This is a genomic window from Neobacillus sp. PS2-9 (genome assembly GCF_030915525.1).
Lineage (GTDB): Bacteria > Bacillota > Bacilli > Bacillales > Cytobacillaceae > Neobacillus.
Map to the genome: position 1 here is coordinate 342,746 of NZ_CP133269.1, position 15,964 is coordinate 358,709.

At 40.8% G+C, this 15,964-nt stretch carries 17 protein-coding genes and 1 tRNA gene; 10 read left to right on the forward strand and 8 right to left on the reverse strand.

The window, feature by feature from the left end; all coding sequences use genetic code 11:
- Positions 1-78: 78 nt before the first annotated feature.
- The 3 genes from RCG25_RS01815 to RCG25_RS01825 all read left to right on the forward strand — a co-directional run bounded on the left by RCG25_RS01815 (position 79) and on the right by RCG25_RS01825 (position 2,082).
- Positions 79-138: transfer RNA gene (locus RCG25_RS01815), tRNA-Ser, on the forward strand.
- A gap of 397 nt (positions 139-535) precedes the next feature.
- The gene (locus RCG25_RS01820) at positions 536-1,045 is read left to right on the forward strand and encodes a sigma-70 family RNA polymerase sigma factor (RefSeq protein ID WP_308081963.1); all 510 of its coding nucleotides are present in this window, start codon (positions 536-538) and stop codon (positions 1,043-1,045) included.
- Entirely contained in the window at positions 1,042-2,082 is a 1,041-nt protein-coding gene (locus RCG25_RS01825; RefSeq protein WP_308081965.1) for a DUF4179 domain-containing protein, read from the forward strand. Before RCG25_RS01820 ends, RCG25_RS01825 begins: the two co-directional genes overlap by 4 nt.
- A 116-nt stretch (positions 2,083-2,198) precedes the next feature.
- Here the strand turns inward: RCG25_RS01825 and RCG25_RS01830 are convergent, their stop codons facing one another.
- Complete coding sequence (locus tag RCG25_RS01830; protein WP_308081966.1) at positions 2,199-2,843, reverse strand: PspA/IM30 family protein; 645 nt, start codon at positions 2,841-2,843, stop codon at positions 2,199-2,201.
- Between the two features lies 1 nt (position 2,844).
- A complete protein-coding gene (locus tag RCG25_RS01835; protein ID WP_308081968.1) occupies positions 2,845-3,432 on the reverse strand; it encodes a hypothetical protein in 588 nt (195 codons plus the stop codon).
- A gap of 1,262 nt (positions 3,433-4,694) precedes the next feature.
- Here RCG25_RS01835 and RCG25_RS01840 point away from each other — a divergent pair.
- Positions 4,695-5,054, forward strand: a complete 360-nt coding sequence (locus tag RCG25_RS01840) for a PadR family transcriptional regulator (protein WP_308081970.1) — start codon at positions 4,695-4,697, stop codon at positions 5,052-5,054.
- Complete coding sequence (locus RCG25_RS01845) at positions 5,018-5,782, forward strand: VanZ family protein (protein ID WP_308081971.1); 765 nt, start codon at positions 5,018-5,020, stop codon at positions 5,780-5,782. The genes RCG25_RS01840 and RCG25_RS01845 overlap by 37 nt, the downstream gene beginning before the upstream one ends.
- A gap of 56 nt (positions 5,783-5,838) precedes the next feature.
- Here RCG25_RS01845 and acpP read toward each other — a convergent pair whose 3' ends face one another.
- The 3 genes from acpP to RCG25_RS01860 form a co-directional block, all read right to left on the reverse strand.
- Positions 5,839-6,066: an acyl carrier protein gene (gene acpP, locus RCG25_RS01850; protein WP_308081972.1), complete on the reverse strand. Its 228-nt coding sequence runs from the start codon at positions 6,064-6,066 to the stop codon at positions 5,839-5,841.
- Between the two features lie 168 nt (positions 6,067-6,234).
- The gene (locus RCG25_RS01855; protein WP_308081973.1) at positions 6,235-6,753 is read right to left on the reverse strand and encodes a hypothetical protein; all 519 of its coding nucleotides are present in this window, start codon (positions 6,751-6,753) and stop codon (positions 6,235-6,237) included.
- Between the two features lie 69 nt (positions 6,754-6,822).
- Positions 6,823-7,389: a methyltransferase family protein gene (locus RCG25_RS01860; RefSeq protein ID WP_308081974.1), complete on the reverse strand. Its 567-nt coding sequence runs from the start codon at positions 7,387-7,389 to the stop codon at positions 6,823-6,825.
- A 197-nt stretch (positions 7,390-7,586) separates the two neighbouring features.
- On the opposite strand from RCG25_RS01860, the gene RCG25_RS01865 reads away from it, so the two are divergent.
- Positions 7,587-8,276 carry a hypothetical protein gene (locus RCG25_RS01865; protein WP_308081975.1) on the forward strand — a complete coding sequence of 230 codons (690 nt, stop codon included), beginning with the start codon at positions 7,587-7,589 and terminating at the stop codon, positions 8,274-8,276.
- A 513-nt stretch (positions 8,277-8,789) separates the two neighbouring features.
- The gene (locus tag RCG25_RS01870) at positions 8,790-8,948 is read left to right on the forward strand and encodes a hypothetical protein (RefSeq protein ID WP_308081976.1); all 159 of its coding nucleotides are present in this window, start codon (positions 8,790-8,792) and stop codon (positions 8,946-8,948) included.
- Positions 8,949-9,047: 99 nt separating this feature from the next.
- Here the strand turns inward: RCG25_RS01870 and RCG25_RS01875 are convergent, their stop codons facing one another.
- Both RCG25_RS01875 and RCG25_RS01880 read right to left on the reverse strand, forming a co-directional pair.
- Positions 9,048-9,221 carry a hypothetical protein gene (locus tag RCG25_RS01875; RefSeq protein ID WP_308081977.1) on the reverse strand — a complete coding sequence of 58 codons (174 nt, stop codon included), beginning with the start codon at positions 9,219-9,221 and terminating at the stop codon, positions 9,048-9,050.
- A 99-nt stretch (positions 9,222-9,320) separates the two neighbouring features.
- A complete protein-coding gene (locus RCG25_RS01880; protein WP_308081978.1) occupies positions 9,321-9,428 on the reverse strand; it encodes a YjcZ family sporulation protein in 108 nt (35 codons plus the stop codon).
- A 256-nt stretch (positions 9,429-9,684) separates the two neighbouring features.
- On the opposite strand from RCG25_RS01880, the gene RCG25_RS01885 reads away from it, so the two are divergent.
- The 3 genes from RCG25_RS01885 (at position 9,685) to RCG25_RS01895 (ending at position 12,284) form a co-directional block, all read left to right on the forward strand.
- Positions 9,685-10,245, forward strand: coding sequence for a CBO0543 family protein (locus RCG25_RS01885; protein ID WP_308081979.1), 561 nt, complete (start codon positions 9,685-9,687; stop codon positions 10,243-10,245).
- A 754-nt stretch (positions 10,246-10,999) separates the two neighbouring features.
- Positions 11,000-11,725, forward strand: a complete 726-nt coding sequence (locus tag RCG25_RS01890) for a hypothetical protein (RefSeq protein WP_308081980.1) — start codon at positions 11,000-11,002, stop codon at positions 11,723-11,725.
- Positions 11,726-11,849: 124 nt separating this feature from the next.
- A complete protein-coding gene (locus tag RCG25_RS01895) occupies positions 11,850-12,284 on the forward strand; it encodes a CBO0543 family protein (RefSeq protein WP_308081981.1) in 435 nt (144 codons plus the stop codon).
- Between the two features lie 748 nt (positions 12,285-13,032).
- Here the strand turns inward: RCG25_RS01895 and RCG25_RS01900 are convergent.
- Complete coding sequence (locus RCG25_RS01900; RefSeq protein ID WP_308081982.1) at positions 13,033-15,942, reverse strand: DEAD/DEAH box helicase; 2,910 nt, start codon at positions 15,940-15,942, stop codon at positions 13,033-13,035.
- Positions 15,943-15,964 lie beyond the last annotated feature (22 nt).

Genomic DNA, 15,964 nt, shown 5'->3' on the forward strand with positions numbered 1-15,964 from the left:
AAGACGATAACGGTCTAAGTTCGTAAGGTGACCGTTATACTTGAACGTATGCAAAAGTGATAAACAAGAGGAAAAAGAGCGGGAGTATTAGTTCGCCTTCTAAGCGTACGGTCAGAGGTTCGAATCCTCTAAGGCGCGTAAAAATTAGAAAACGCTAAATTTAGCGTTTTTTTTATGCTTTTATTTGACGTAGAGGACACACAGGGATGGATCTCGTGGTACTTAAGACCTCCTTGATAGGTAAAAAGCCAACAGAATCTTTAGGACTACACTACCGAATCCTCTTATCGACCGGTTTGAAGAAGATATCATCCACTTTTTGAAATTTATCGTCCACTTTCGACCTCATATCGTCCAGTTCCACCAATTTATCGTCCACTACACACTAAAATCGTGGGGACAAATAATCAGGGAAAAACCACCAGAACCGTCCCCCTGGATACCCCTGGATACCCAAAAAAAATTTTTAAATTTCTTCGTCCAAAATGAACTTTGTTTCGGTCTAATAGTGTAAAGAGAAAAAAGGGGTGAGGAAATGACCTTTTCTGCCAATGATGGAATTCTAAATGAGAAGTTTTTTATTAGCTTATTTGAAACACATAAAGATTCTATTTATCGGATGGCCTATATGTATATGAAGAATCAAGCGGACTCACTGGATATTGTCCAGGAGGTGGCCTACCGCGCATTTAAAAACAGAAACAGTTTAAAGGAATTGGGTTACTTTAAGACATGGATCTTGAAAATCACCATCAATGCATCTATTGACTTTTTAAGGAAGAAACAAAAAGTTGTCGAGCTGCCTTTTACTAGAGAACTAGGAACACAGCAGACGGAAGACAAATACTCAGATTTATTACTAAACGAGCTACTGCATGCCTTAGATGAAGACGAAAAAAGGTTAATTTATCTCAAGTATTATCAGGAATATACCTTCCAGGAAATTTCGGAGATTGTTGATTCACCAGTCAGTACGGTCAAGTCGAAAATTTATCGAACCTTAGAAAAAATCCGCTTGGACTATCCGAAGGAGGAACTTTCATGAATAAGATTCAGAGGGAGTTAGAAAAAATTCAAATTCCAGATGAGGTTATGGGACGTATGTTTAAAGGAATCGAGCAAGCAAAAGGGGAAGAGATGGTAACGCCGATAAAAGTCCAGGGCATGAGCAAAAGGAAAAAACTCATCGGTTCATTAGCAGGACTTGTGGCGGTGTGCGGATTGTTCTTCGGTTCTACCTTTGTCTCTCCGGCAATGGCACAGATTGCATCGAAAATTCCGTTCTTAAATGAAGTATTTATGAAAGACCTTGATAAAGATGGTGCAGATTCCGTTTTGAATCTTGTTCGGGAAGAAGGGTTGAAACGCGGATACGAGGTTACAGGGATGCGTGTGGGTCAAGGATTGATGGAGGGAGACGATCCGGAAAAAGTCTACGTCTTTCTAAAAAGTAAAGATTATAATGAACAAAGGAAATTGGAAGTTGAAAATCTAACGAAAAAGTTTCTCGATCAGAAGGGATATTATGCTAAATCGATAGACGTTCTACCGTTTAAAGCTGATTTTTATGCCTCTATGAGACGAATCAATAGAATAGACATTGAGCAAGCAAATGAAATTCAAAGTATCCTCCAGGTTAAAGGATATAATGTCGATTTCGTTGGACATATTGCAAGTATGAGAAAAGTTTTGGTAATTCTTCCGGAGTCGGAGAAACGAGTGGATGAAGTTCGAACTATTATTCGAAACTATCTAACAAAAAAATATTATGAAAAAGATTTTCCAATCGATATTCGAAGTGTGGACTTGAGCAATGTAGACCCGGACACTAAACTAGAAAAAACTCTTCATACGATTTTCGTAGGGTTAGTGTCTAAGAAAGAGGCGTACAAAGTCAATTCTTTCACTTACTCTACTAAGGGTGAACTCGTCATTACGATCGAAACCTCCCTTGAGAAAAAGGATCAGAGGCTCATAGACCAAATCCGTAAGGAAGTATCCGCACAAATAGCGAAAGAATACAAACAACCTTACACCATTAACATGGTTGGATTAGAGGATTTGAAGACGGTTGGGGAATAATTTTTCTAAAAAAAAAAGACTGTCATTTGATTTGGCAGTCTTTCTGTATTCATGATTCCAATCCTTTAGCAGCTAAATCCAGCCTTTCCTCTTCTTTTTCACGTCTTTCATTCTATTTACTTGCTTTCCTTAAGCGATACCAATTCACGCTCTACAGCTTCTTGGATTTCCAGATTTACAGTAGGAGCAGACGGTATAAAGTAGGAGGCAGCTAGAGCCTGTGCCTCTAATTGCTGGACGTAATCTTCCGCACGGGTGAACCCTTTCAACGCATTGTCCGTACTAAAGGAAGCGATCGCCGATTGCAACTGCTGTTGTGCCTTGGCAGCATGTGCACGTGAAATCAGCACAAGACGTTTGTTTGATAGTTCGTTGTATTTTTCAAGCAATACATCAATTTGTTCACGAAGGGAAAAAGTCTGTTGTTTCATTGCCGTAAGCTGGTCTTCATAGAGCTTTAGCTTCGTTTCCTGTTGCAATTTTTCCTGAAGAGCAATCCTTGCGATGGTATCGTCACCTTTTTCGACGGCAAGCTCCGCTTGGCGTTTTCGCTTGGCAACAACAACCGAAGTCTCATTTACAAGCAATTCTTGACGCTTTTCTAAGTACAACAGCTGACCCAATGTTTGCTTTGCCTTGTCCTCCTGCTCGTCCAATTCACGCATATATTGATTCAATAGGCTGATCGGATCTTCCACCTTATCCAATAATTCATGTAAGTCTGCCATAACGATTGTCTTTACTCTTTTAAAAATACCCATTTTACTTTTCCTCCTTAGAAATGTTTTTTTCCCATGCATCTAAAATTTGTGAATTGTTGTTTACTACTGGTGCAGCGAAGGCGACAGTGCTGAAATCCTTTTGTTTAGTGGAACCTGCTTTCTTGAACAACCAGTAAGCTCCTGCACCAATGGCTAGAACCGGAAGAGCTGCCTTAAAAGCGGCTACAAGGCCAACACCGATTAATCCGTAACCAGCCCACTTTTTCCAAACTTTATCTTTGGCCTGTTTGCGAAGGGCGACACCAAAGAGTGCGATCCCTATACCAACAAGGGTTCTTGACCAACCGAAGTCAAAGCCGAAAGCATGGTTACCACCATGTCCCATCATTCCATGACCACGACCGCCTTGCATCATGCCTTGTTTGGGGCTGCCTTGCATCATGCCACGACCTTGCCCACCTCGTGCGATGGCTTGTCCAGCTCCGCCTTGCATTATGCCGTGGCCTTGTCCGGATCCGCCCTGCACCATGTCATGACCGCCAAAATGTCCTAAACCTGGAAGTAGATGCGAACCTGCCCAGATCGCAGCGGCTCCAACCGGAACCCAGAACAACCATTTTTTCTTCATTGTTAAATTCCTCCTCAACTGAAATGTATCTATTAATTTTTGTTGTTTCCTCGCTTACAAGATTGATTATGCCTGGCAAGCCTTAACTTTTTCTTAACATAAAAAAAAAGTACCAGAGGGACGGTTCTTGTGGCAGGAGGTGAAAAATTCTTTTCGAATACTACATAAAAGAATGCTAGATTTAAGCTCGTATATGTTGGAGGAGTGTATTATGGTGAAAATTTTTGAATGTAATTGAGAAAGATGTGTTTCTTAAATGGTATTTGAATCAGGAGATTGCATTTTAAAAGACGAATAACACAATTTTAAGGAAGATACCTGAGCCAGGCTAAACGCCTGGTTTTTTAGTGGAGAAGTGGGTGTAGTTATGTGGTTGGCGAGTAAAACGTGAATAGTGACGAGTAAAGTGTGAAGGTTGACGAGTAAAATGAAAAGTAGACGAGTAATCATAAATTTTGACGAGTAAATCATCAAAAGTGACGAGAAAGAAAGGAATTTATAAAAAAAGGTAATTTTAAAGGCGCTTCAAGCGGAGATCAAGACATATTTTTAAAGGAAGATACCTGAGCCAGGCTAAACGCCTGGTTTTTTAGTGGAGAAGTGGGTGTAGTTATGTGGTTGGCGAGTAAAACGTGAATAGTGACGAGTAAAGTGTGAAGGTTGACGAGTAAAATGAAAAGTAGACGAGTAATCATAAATTTTGACGAGTAAATCATCAAAAGTGACGAGAAAGAAAGGAATTTATAAAAAAAGGTAATTTTAAAGGCGCTTCAAGCGGAGATCAAGACATATTTTTAAAGGAAGATACCTGAGCCAGGCTAAACGCCTGGTTTTTTAGTGGAGAAGTGGGTGTAGTTATGTGGTTGGCGAGTAAAACGTGAATAGTGACGAGTAAAGTGTGAAGGTTGACGAGTAAAATGAAAAGTAGACGAGTAATCATAAATTTTGACGAGTAAATCATCAAAAGTGACGAGAAAGAAAGGAATTTATAAAAAAAGGTAATTTTAAAGGCGCTTCAAGCGGAGATCAAGACATATTTTTAAAGGAAGATAGCTGAGCCAGGCTAAACGCCTGGTTTTTAGTGGAGAAGTGGGTGTATTTCAGTAGTTGGAGAGTAACCCAATGCAATTTTTGTAAAAAAAGATACAATTACGGAAACTACTATTATGTTAATGGATATTGGATATTTTTACCCATTAACCTTGTGTAACGAGGTGCATCGTGATACGATGTAAAAAACAAGAAAAAGCGAGGTGAATTTTTTGGATAAGGAAATTATGAAAGGAAGCATTGATATATTGCTTCTTTCCATCGTAAGCAAAAGGGATATGTATGGATATGAGATGGTTAAGACGCTAAAAGAAAATAGCAACGAGCTATACAACATGAGTGAGGGCACCCTATATCCGGCTTTAAAACGACTAGAAAACAAGGATTGGATCGAGTCTTACTGGGAAAGTCCAGAGGTCGGGTCAAGGAGAAAGTACTACCGCATCACGGAGGATGGCAAGAAGGAGTTAGAGAGAAAACTGGCTGAATGGAATAAGGTACACAACTTAATTAAGAAATGTTCGGAGGGAATGGCTTGGATCAAAACATTAAGAACTACGTTAACCAGATAGTAAAGGAACTTCAATGCGATAAAAATGAAAAAGCGGAAATAGCGGAGGAAATGATTCAACATCTAGAATTGTTAAAGGACGAGTACATAGAACAAGGGCTTTCTGAGAGTGAGGCGGTTCAACAAGCGCTAGCTAGTTTTGGAGATAAGAATACTTTAACGGAGGGATTGCAATCCTCTATGTTTCCAGGCTATAAGATTTACAGTGTTGGCGTAAAAATCGCATTCTATCTCTATTCATTTATCGTACTTTGGAATCTACTATTTCAAAGAATCATCGGCAGGATCATTGATCATGGTTCATTTAACCGTTACTTTTGGTACCCGGAAAGCACCCATAGCTTTTTCAACTTGGAGGTTTGGAAACTGAATGCGAATCTCATCCCATTCAAGACCATCTCTCGTTATATTATCGAACGGGAACACTATAATGTAGATATCATTTTACATAATACAGTGGGGAATATAATGATTTTTGTTCCTTTAGGCATATTACTGCCTATCCTTTTTAAAAAATATCATTCATTTGCCAAACTTCTAATAAGTGTAGTAGGTATGACCTGTGTTATTGAAATAGGACAATTCTTTTTACAAATAGGTCAGTTTGATATCGATGATGTCATTTTAAACGTGAGTGGCGCTTTAATAGGTTTTGCCTTCTTCAAAGGGCTAACGGTCATTTCAAAACAAACGAAATGGAAGTTCCTTAAAAGGATAATAGCATTATAATAGGAAGATAGAGCGGATGCCTTCTGCTGCGTGGGGCGATCCGCCTTCCTTATTTGTTAGCGGTTTTCAATAAATTTTACAACATCGCCGACTGTTTGAAGCTTTGCTGCAATTTTATCACTAATTTCGATTGCAAATTCATCTTCAATTTCCATCGTCAAGTTCACCATATCAAGCGAATCCGCTTCTAAGTCATCTTTAAATGACGCGTCCGGTGTAATATTCTCCATTTTGACACCTAGTTGGTCTGAGATAATAGGCCTTAACTTATTAAATGTGTTCATTGTGGTACCCCCCTAAATACTTCTTAACAACCATTATAACAACCAAATTCCGAACATAAAACGTACAAGTATTGCCAATCCTGCGGAAAAACCAGAGGGAAAAACCAGAGGGACGGTTCTCGTGGTCGGAGTGAACAGCTCAGAACCCTCAGGCGGTCCCTGTATTTTTTACAAGGCCTTAATTCTTTTTCTAGTGATTTCATCAAAAGCAAAAAAGAGGATTGAGCAAATAATTGCAGGTACAGAGAAACCTGGGGCAATAAAGTATGTAGCCAGCCCAAATCCAATATGTATCAAACCCGATAACCAGAAACGAAAGGTGGAAAACTTCATTGAAATCCATTCAGCCAATGCCGAGACAGGTAGGCCATAAACGAAATTTCCTATTAAACTATAAAAAAGCACGATAAAAATGAAAAGAAATTCTCCTCCAGTAAAATGAAAGGAATCTTCCATAAGGATAGAAACAAAAAACAATCCAATCGTAAAAACTAAGGAGGAATAGAAAGCCACCTTAAGCTTTCTGAATTTATGTTTAAGCATGATCGTTCTGAAAAAAGGGAACAAAAACCCAATCGTTGCAATAGCAAGTATCGCTTTAATGATTAGTGGTGTAGTTGAAACAAAAAGTATGATTAAAAAAATAAGAACGGAGAAAATAAGAATATAAGAATTTCCTTTTATCATGACATACCTCGGACTTTTTCACTTTATTAAACACCAAGGGACGGTTCATGAACCGTCCCTTTTTGAATGTTACCAAACAAACGGAATTAATTTCGACGTTTTTTGAATATACCGTGGATATTCTTCTGGAAAACTTGCTTTCAAGGCTTTTTCTTCAATGCGCATACGATAACCGAATACAACGATGAAGAAGGCAAGCATAATTACGGACCCAACCCACGTATTAAAAGCAAGACCAATACCAATAAACGTCAGCAATCCACCTGTATAAGAAGGATGTCGGACCAATCGGTATGGGCCGTTTTGGATAATTTTTTGCTCGGATTCAACTGAGACGACCAACGAGAAATGTCTACCTAAAGTTACTACTGCCCAAAGTCGTATAACTACACCGACGATGATTAAAATGGAACCCAAATCCGAAATGGTGGAATTGACGTACCCGATTTTCATAGAATTACAAATTTGATTGACGAGGATACAGGTAAATATACCGATCGTAATCGCCCAAACTGAACCCTTATCCTTGTTTTCTGACGCCACATTTTTTCGCTGCACTTTGGTTTTTACTAAAATAGCAATCTCAGACAATACCCACAAGTAAAACGAAATCTCTGCAAATGAACTAATCTCCATTCAATCCAACCCCCATAGCTACTTTATCTGTTTCTTATTTTAGACAGAAAAATTTTCTTTTTTATTACTCAAATCTTACGAAATTCTTAAGAAGGGAACGATAGGATTTTCCATTTAATTCTAATACATTTATTGGAATATAACCATAAACAACTTGCGAATATTAATAAAAAAATGCGATGGAAGAGGGATTTTTTTTGAAAAAGCTAGCATTGGTGTCCCTGATTAGTCTTGTGTTTCTCACTGCAATGGCGAAGCCACCGGAAGTTGTTCCCTTTTTACGACCGGCCGTAAAGGTGCTGACACAAAATACAAAGGTTCCGGTTTTGCTGCCCACCTATTGGAGTGACCAAACGAAAAAGTCAAAGAATTATATGACTTGCAATTATCAGGCCTACGATAATGAGTACAGGATTGACTTTTTGTCTATGGATAAGCCGTTTCCACCGAACGATCCGGCCTTATTTAATCCCCGTGAATCGAGTAAAATGGGGGATCTGTTTGGAAACGTCGGAACGGTCACATCTGTCGTTCGCCCCAAACATTTTGTTTTTTATAAAAAGAAAAATGGATTCGATTTATGGATTGAACCGAAAGTAAGATCGATGATCCATGCGAAGAAGGGGAAATGGACGCTTCTATTTGATGGCGATCATGGAGAAGAACCGTATGAGCAGGCGGATGAGCTGTTCAAAAATATGAAAAAAGTAAGTTGGCTTAAAAATATGGACATGGAAGAGGGGGAAATCTTCATTCGGGGTACCAGACGCGCTGCATTCGTGAATGTTGTCTGGGAGACCAGTGATGGATTTGTGTATAGCCTTTTTTATAAGGGACCGATTAAGGAGGCAGTGAAAATCGTGGCTAGTCTAAAAAAAGTGGAATAAGGGTCCAGTGGGATACCCATTTTCATTATTAACTTGATTAACACTTGTCCACCTTCATGAATATCTTGTTATGAAGGAGGTGGATGGTATATGTCAAAGAAGAAAAAAAAAGACAAAAAGTGCGAGTGTTCCACTCCAAATTTTCAACTCGGTTCACTGCCTAGGTTACAAATAATCCCTATAAGAGACATTCCAGACAACTGCCAATTAGTTTGTATCGGACCTATTTGCACACTCGCTTGCTTTGGTACTGAAGCGGGAGAAACGAACTGCGATATCATCTGTGATGATGCTGGTAATTGCACGATCAGATGTATGACTGACAACAACGGCTGATGAACTCATTTTTTGTGGTTTTCTTGTTTAACTACTCATAATAAAAATAACTCTAGTCCATTCAATTGGTTTAGAGTTATTTTTATTTTTTAAATAATGATATTTAGTTAATATTGTAAAAGATAGTAAATTTTGTACTATAATGGTAATAAATCGTTTGTTTATGGAGGTGTTCAAATGATCTGGGTATTCATTATGCTGCCGGTCGTTGTCCTCAGTGGCATTGCTATCTATTTTGATAAAAAGGCGGGAATGGCTCCTACTGATGATATGAGAACAGCTGATAAATTAGAGGAGTATCCGCCGGAACATGGGATGAATTCTTTTGGACCATGACGCAGGTGCGAAAATTAACCAACTCATAAAAAAGAACTGCTGCCTTGTAAGGCAGCAGTTCTTACTCGTACGCTTCTTAATATTAGAATGCTTTTTTAATTAGAATCCACGTCGTCTTCTTCTTTCGATTTCGAATCGTCTTCTTCTCTCTAATTCAATTTCAATTTCAATGCGTCTTCTTTCAATTTCGATTTCAACAAAAGGGAAAAACGGTCTTCTTCTAAAGCCATCACGAAAAAACAAATCTCTTCGTCCAAATCCCCAAAATGGCATTCCATGTATCCTCCTTTCCTATTAGCAGAAAAAGGGCAGACACCATGTTCTGCCCCTTTTTTCCATAAAGATCTTGTCCCAATCGTTCATTAAGTTCAACTAGAAAGTAGAAAGTACGATAATTAACAAGATGAACAATACAACAATTAGCACAAAGCTGCTTCCGCCATAGCCACCGCCATAGCCGCCACTGTATCCCCAGCCCATATATTTCACCCCCTTTTGTGAGTGAATGGAGTTGAAAACTCCTCTATATAAATATATTTTTAAAGACAATTATCGTTTGGACAAACATCATGTTGAATGAAAAAAATCTCTGTTTGCAAAAATACTTATGGGAAAACCTTTATTGAGGATGGTAATCTTCTGGAATAGGGAGGTTTTTTTTACTAACGGAATAATTTATTTAAAATAGTGCAAGATATGACTGTCCAAAAAGTAAAAAATGAGGGATGCAACCATTATGTACAGTCATTTAGAAAAGGCATTTAATAAATATCTAACTTCGGAAACAGAGATATGGCTGCATCAGGATTTATTTAGTGCCCATTGGTGGAGTATTGTCATTTTAAATGCCATATTTTTTGTGCTTTTACTCATATTAATTGATCGTTATCGAATTGTGCTGATTTCATTGGCTTTCATGGTTAGTTTCGTCATCTGTGGTATTGCGGATGAGATTGGGAATTACTTTGATTTTTGGGAATACCCACACCAATTTTTAGTTTTTACCCATCGCTTTAATGCAGTGGATTTTGCGGTGATCCCCGTCATCATGACCTTATGTTATCAATATTTTAGAAAATGGAAAACGTACCTCGTGGCGCAGGTAATATTATCAGCTGTCATCAGCTTTATAGGGATCCCGCTTTGCGTGTACTTTCATTTATACTCGATGGAGAATTGGAACTATTTTAAATCATTTATCGTATCAATTATCCTGTTTATTATTTTGAAATTAATAGTTGATTTTGTTTGGAAGACAGCAAATAATTATTCACCGAGTCGTCAAAAAAAGAGCTGATTCCAGCTCTTTTTATATTTGAACTTCTTCTTTATCCTCTGGTTATCAACCAAACATATGATTTTGGGACATTGAGTAATTTGTGCATCGAATTTTAGTAGTAATAATAGGGTTGCTGCAGAAACTCTATTTTCATTTTTATTAGTTAGTGGGATAAGGACAAAGTGGCGGTAAAAAGCTTAGGGTTGTCCGCATGCCGAGGTGATTCGGACAGGAAGGCGAGGAAATTATATAGAGTTTCCAAATGCGGGAGTGATTTGGACAGGGTGACGAGGAAATTACATAGGGTTGTCCGAATGAGTGGGTGATTCGGACAGAGTGACGAGGAAATTACATAGGGTTGTCCGAATGAGTGGGTGATTCGGACAGAGTGGCGAGGAAATTACATAGGGTTGTCCAAATGAGATGGTGATTCGGACAGAGTGGCGAGCAAAAAGCTTAGGGTTGTCCGAATGCAGAGGTGATTCGGACAGAGTGACGAGGAAATTACATAGGGTTGTCCGAATGAGTGGGTGATTCGGACAGAGTGACGAGGAAATTACATAGGGTTGTCCGAATGAGTGGGTGATTCGGACAGAGTGGCGAGCAAAAAGCTTAGGGTTGTCCGAATGCAGAGGTGATTCGGACAAAGTGGCGGTAAAAAGCTTAGGGTTGTCCGAATACTTCACCAAGCTCAAACCAGCTAAACCATGTGACTATTCTGATTATCGGATATAACCATATACAAACACTAGGTAAAAAGGGCGGTGTACCAATGATCAAGAAAATTCCTATCAGCATTGTTATGCTTTTTCTATTAGGAGGGACTTTCGAAAAAGCGAATGCGGTTGAGCGCATAGTCATCTCATCCCTTCCATCAGAGCTGTGGTATGACAATCTATTCTTGATGGCCGACACAATTGACGGAAACTGGATGGCCCACAGGAACTTTACGATCCAAGTTGGACTGGGTGGCGGTGAAAGTGTCCTCCTTTACCACTTTCCTAATTGGTACAACGACAAATTTACTCCTAAGCTATTTTATGAGGATCTGACCGGGGACAATTTAAAAGATATTGGAGTTGTGCTGATTTCAGGTGCCGGGTCAGGACTATCGACGAAAGAAATTCATCTATTAAATCAAATTCAGGATCCTAATCGACGATACGAAGAGGTTCCGGTTGAATCCATCAATGATGCCGTCAAACGACTGGTCAAAATGGAGCGGCATGGGAACCTGGCAACCATTTTAATAGGCAAAAAGAAACATGTGGTCGAGCTTTCAAAGTTTCATTATCTGCCGGGAACTTTTTCTCCTAGTCCAGGTGTTGGCCAAGAAGAAAACTATTCTGAGGAAAACGGAGTCCTTTATGGCACAACAATTGTGTATATTTCTCCTGCCGGCCACATTGGAACCCTGCGAATTATGTATGCCTGGGATGAAAAAATGTATAAAGCAAAATCCGTACAGTTCGAAGAGGCAGAACCGTTTAAAGATTGAAATAAGTTCCTTGTTTTTGGGAAAGGCTAAATGAATAAGACAAATAATGAGGGATGATATGGCTGAGATAATTGGAGTTAGCATGTGGACAATAGTGACCCTAAGGTGGGGGGACTGGAGAAATGTGAAAAAGTATTACGCCACCATTTTATATTTTCTTTTTTGCGATGTGCTATATTATTACCTCGCATATAATCACCGGCTCTGGTCCATTACGCCAACACCCCCACTGACCAGTGAATTCGTAGCGCTGATTGGAGAATTTATTGTATTTGCCGGCACCATTTTGCTATTCCTCGGACGCTATCCACCTAATCAGTTTTTTTCCATCCGCTGGACAGGCTTGTGGGTGATCCTTTACACAGCGAACGAATGGGTATTGCTCAAAACCGGTACATTCGTATACGAACATGGCTGGACACTCGTCCATTCCTTTATATTTAACATCTTTATGTTCATTTTCCTTCGATTACATGATCAACGGCCCATCCTTACGATGATCCTTTCTTTACCCATTCCTTTTATATTAATAAAATTATTCTCGATACCGATTCGATAAAATGAGGGCATTTCTTAAGCTGGAGAAATGCTCTTTTTTGTTGTTAAAGTGTAGATTCGTTGGAAGGAAGAAAATTCAAAAAGGTATAAATAATCCTTTATTGGAAGTCTAAGAAAAAGCCTTTTTTGAGGGAGATAAGGGATGAAGACGTTACAGGACCCAGAGAAAATAAAAAAAGTAGGTAGTTTTTAAAAAAAAGTAACGGATACGAACAAAGAATATTTTCATTATTGGAAAGAGCACACCCTGTTCCATTGGGATTTTTGGTTAACTTTATTTGCGGTCATATTCGTGCCTATTATTTTTTGGGTGAAGTTTCGGAAGAAGGAAAGTACAATTTTATGGAGGAGTGGATGTAGTTTAGTAGTTGGCGAGTAAAATGGGGTTATTGACGAGTAAAGTGTAAAGTTTGACGAGTAAAATAGTAAATAGACGAGTAAATCATACATTTGACGAGTAAATCATCGAAAGTGACGAGTAAGAAAGGAAATTATATAAAAAAGGTAATTTTAAAGGTTCTTCAGAGGTGATTAACAAATAATTTGAAAGGAAGATACCAGAGCCAGGCTACACGCCTGGCTTTTTAGTGGTGGTTTGGAAATAGGTTTCCATGTTTTGTAGAATTGTTCCTCGATTTTGTAGAATAAATCAAAACTTTGTAGAATTGCATCTAAATTTTGTAGAATTCCACCTTAATTTTGCAGAATTCAACAAAAAATAGCTGAAGAAAGATTCTTCAGCTACTTTTTTACCCCAAATACACCAGGTCCTTCAACTCATCCGTTGAAAGCTCGGTAATCCAGTTCTCGCTTTGAATGATTTGGTCGTTGAGGAATTGTTTTTTCTCGAGCATAGCGTCAATTTTTTCCTCCAGCGTGCCGGTGCAAATCAGCTTGTGCACATGCACGAAGCGCGATTGCCCAATTCGATACGCCCGGTCCGTCGCCTGGTTTTCAACGGCCGGATTCCACCAGCGGTCATAGTGAATCACGTGATTCGCCGCCGTCAGGTTCAACCCCGTTCCGCCCGCCTTCAACGAAAGCAAGAAAACCGGAAACTTCCCGTCCTGGAATCGCTCGATCATGTCATCACGCTGCGTCTTCGGCACACTTCCGTTCAAGAATGGCACCTCGATACCGAACTTCTTCTTCAACGTCGCTCGAATCATTTCGCCCATTTCAATATACTGGGTAAAAATTAAACAGCTTTCGCCTTGTTCCAATACCGCATCAATCAACTCGACTAGCTTCTCCATTTTATTCGAACGGTAAAGAAGCTCGCGCGCCGCTGATTTCTCTTTTAAATAGAGAGCAGGGTGGTTGCACAGCTGCTTCAAGCGGCTCAACATTTGTAAAATTAACCCCTTGCGCTCAAACCCAGACAATTTTTCAATCTCCGCAAACGTATCGTGAATGAGCTGTTCGTATAACGACGCCTGCTCAGGAGTAAGCGGGCAATACTCTTTTTGCTCGAGCTTATCCGGCAAGTTGAGGGCAACCTCTTCGTCCTTTTTCGTCCGGCGCAGCAAGAACGGCCGGATTAACGATTGCAGCTGCTGTACTTTTTCTTTTTTCTCATCCTTCTCAATCGGAATGACGAACTTCTTCTGGAACTGGCCCAAGCTGCCGAGATAGCCGTGATTGGTAAAATCCAAAATCGACCACAGCTCAGACAGGCGGTTTTCCATCGGCGTTCCCGTCAACGCAATATGGTGACGGCCGCGCAACTTACGAACCGCTTTCGATTGTTTCGTCTGCGCATTCTTAATGTTCTGTGCCTCGTCAATCGCAATCGAACTCCAAATCAATGATCCAAACTCCTCAGAATCCAGATGGCTCAAGCCATACGAGGTCAAGACGACATCGGCATCCTTCGCTTTTTCGGAAAAGGCCTCCTCTTTCAGACGGTTCGAACCATAATGCAAGTAGACATTCATCTCTGGTGCAAAGCGCTCAAGCTCCTTCTGCCAGTTACCAAGAACCGAAGTAGGGCAGATAATCAGAGCCGCTTTCGTCGGAACCTTTGATTGGGGGTCAGGCACCGAAACTAGCTCCTTGCTAGCTTCAGTTTTAACCTTCAATAAGTAGGAAATGAGCTGAACGGTTTTACCTAGACCCATATCATCGGCGAGAACGGCACCAAAGCCGTACTGGCGCAGGAACCAGAGCCAGCTCATGCCCAGCTGCTGGTAGGGACGAAGTTCGCCTTGAAGCCCGGAAGGCACATCCACAAGCGGAATTTCATGAACCTCTGACAGCTGCTTCACCATCTGCTTCCATTGGCGGTTCAATTCAATCTGTATTTTCGCAAACGCCTTTGGATTCTCTAGCTCGTCTTCGGTTGCTTCCGAATCCACGAGCTCCTGCTCGAGAAGATCGCGTACATGCAAGCCTTCTTTTTCCGCTCGCTTCATCAAGTCTTGAATTTGTCGGATGAACTGCGGATCCAGCTTCACCCAGCGCCCGCGAATATAAACGAGTCGCCGCTTTTCCTCCACGAGCTGTCCGAACTCTTCCTCAGACAGGTCGACCCCGTTCATCGAGAAACGCCAGTTAAAGTCAAGCATTGCTTGCAGCCCAACGAACGATGGCCGATGGCTTCCAGTACCTTTCAAGGATGCTTTGACCTTCAGGTTGGCATTTTTCATCGCCTGCCACCAGGAAGGGAGGAGGATTTCAACATCCAGCGCCAGCATCGTTTCGCTTGCCTCGGTTAAAAACATCCACGCTTCTTCCTCGGTCAGATGCGTTTTGAAGTAGCCATCCTCATTAAGCCATGGGATTAGTCGTACCCAGCGGCCTTGTTCACGATCGACTTTTTCTAAAAATGGTCGCCATTTCGCTGGAATCTTGGTAGCACCTTCGATGTCATAGATTTCATCGGAGTTCTTTTTCCCACGCAAAAAGACGTCCAGTGTCCATGCGCCTTCGCCATCAAGGGGCTCATCTAGTCGGAGACCAATTGTAAACGGGGTATCGTTTTCCTTGATGCCGACCCATTCGAGCCAGCTTTCCTCGTCAAAATAACGAGCGAGCTCACCGCCAGATATGTTTTGCTTCCTTAATAGGTCGAGCTTTGGGCCGAACAGTTGCTTCATCGCTGCGTTTCGCGTTAAGTAGGCATCTAAGGCACTATTGTATAAATCAGATATGTAATTTTTAGTTGTTGTGCCGGAGTCATCGTCATCGTCATCGGCATCGGCATCGGCAGGATTGTCTGCACCCGAAACCGGTTGATCCCAAAAAGAGGGATCAAATTCATCCTTCACGCGTTCCGGCAGCTTCCAGCGGAAATCGCCATGCTCCCACACCGAGAAGTCCGGAAGCCAGTCTTTTTCCACGATGCCTTCATGCATGGAATGAGCGGCCGCAAGACAAATCTCGGACTGCTCATTCCAATCCCACTCGATGAAGCGGTTGAACGACTCCTTGGCAAAAAGGGAGACGAGCTGCCAGCCGCTAAGGACCACACCCTCGACGTCGTTTACAGTCTCCGTCTCAAGGAGCGTGCCAAAGAAGCTTTCTTCGTGGCTGCTAAAAACGAGGTTCTTCCACCGAAATGGATTCATAAAGTGACCACGCTCATCCTGGGCCGTAAGCAAAAAGCGGCCATCCCCTAATTTAGTTGTCAGCAATTTCATAAACCTTGTTTTAAGCATCGGTACACAAACTCCTTTTATA

Bases quoted from the DNA above. Each gene is read 5' to 3' on its own strand.
- RCG25_RS01820 (WP_308081963.1), top strand. From the start codon at position 536: ATGACCTTTTCTGCCAATGATGGAATTCTAAATGAGAAGTTTTTTATT.
- RCG25_RS01825 (WP_308081965.1), top strand. From the start codon at position 1,042: ATGAATAAGATTCAGAGGGAGTTAGAAAAAATTCAAATTCCAGATGAG.
- RCG25_RS01830 (WP_308081966.1), bottom strand. From the start codon at position 2,843: ATGGGTATTTTTAAAAGAGTAAAGACAATCGTTATGGCAGACTTACAT.
- RCG25_RS01835 (WP_308081968.1), bottom strand. From the start codon at position 3,432: ATGAAGAAAAAATGGTTGTTCTGGGTTCCGGTTGGAGCCGCTGCGATC.
- acpP (WP_308081972.1), bottom strand. From the start codon at position 6,066: ATGAACACATTTAATAAGTTAAGGCCTATTATCTCAGACCAACTAGGT.
- RCG25_RS01855 (WP_308081973.1), bottom strand. From the start codon at position 6,753: ATGATAAAAGGAAATTCTTATATTCTTATTTTCTCCGTTCTTATTTTT.
- RCG25_RS01860 (WP_308081974.1), bottom strand. From the start codon at position 7,389: ATGGAGATTAGTTCATTTGCAGAGATTTCGTTTTACTTGTGGGTATTG.
- RCG25_RS01870 (WP_308081976.1), top strand. From the start codon at position 8,790: ATGATCTGGGTATTCATTATGCTGCCGGTCGTTGTCCTCAGTGGCATT.
- RCG25_RS01875 (WP_308081977.1), bottom strand. From the start codon at position 9,221: ATGCCATTTTGGGGATTTGGACGAAGAGATTTGTTTTTTCGTGATGGC.
- RCG25_RS01880 (WP_308081978.1), bottom strand. From the start codon at position 9,428: ATGGGCTGGGGATACAGTGGCGGCTATGGCGGTGGCTATGGCGGAAGC.
- RCG25_RS01885 (WP_308081979.1), top strand. From the start codon at position 9,685: ATGTACAGTCATTTAGAAAAGGCATTTAATAAATATCTAACTTCGGAA.
- RCG25_RS01890 (WP_308081980.1), top strand. From the start codon at position 11,000: ATGATCAAGAAAATTCCTATCAGCATTGTTATGCTTTTTCTATTAGGA.
- RCG25_RS01900 (WP_308081982.1), bottom strand. From the start codon at position 15,942: ATGCTTAAAACAAGGTTTATGAAATTGCTGACAACTAAATTAGGGGAT.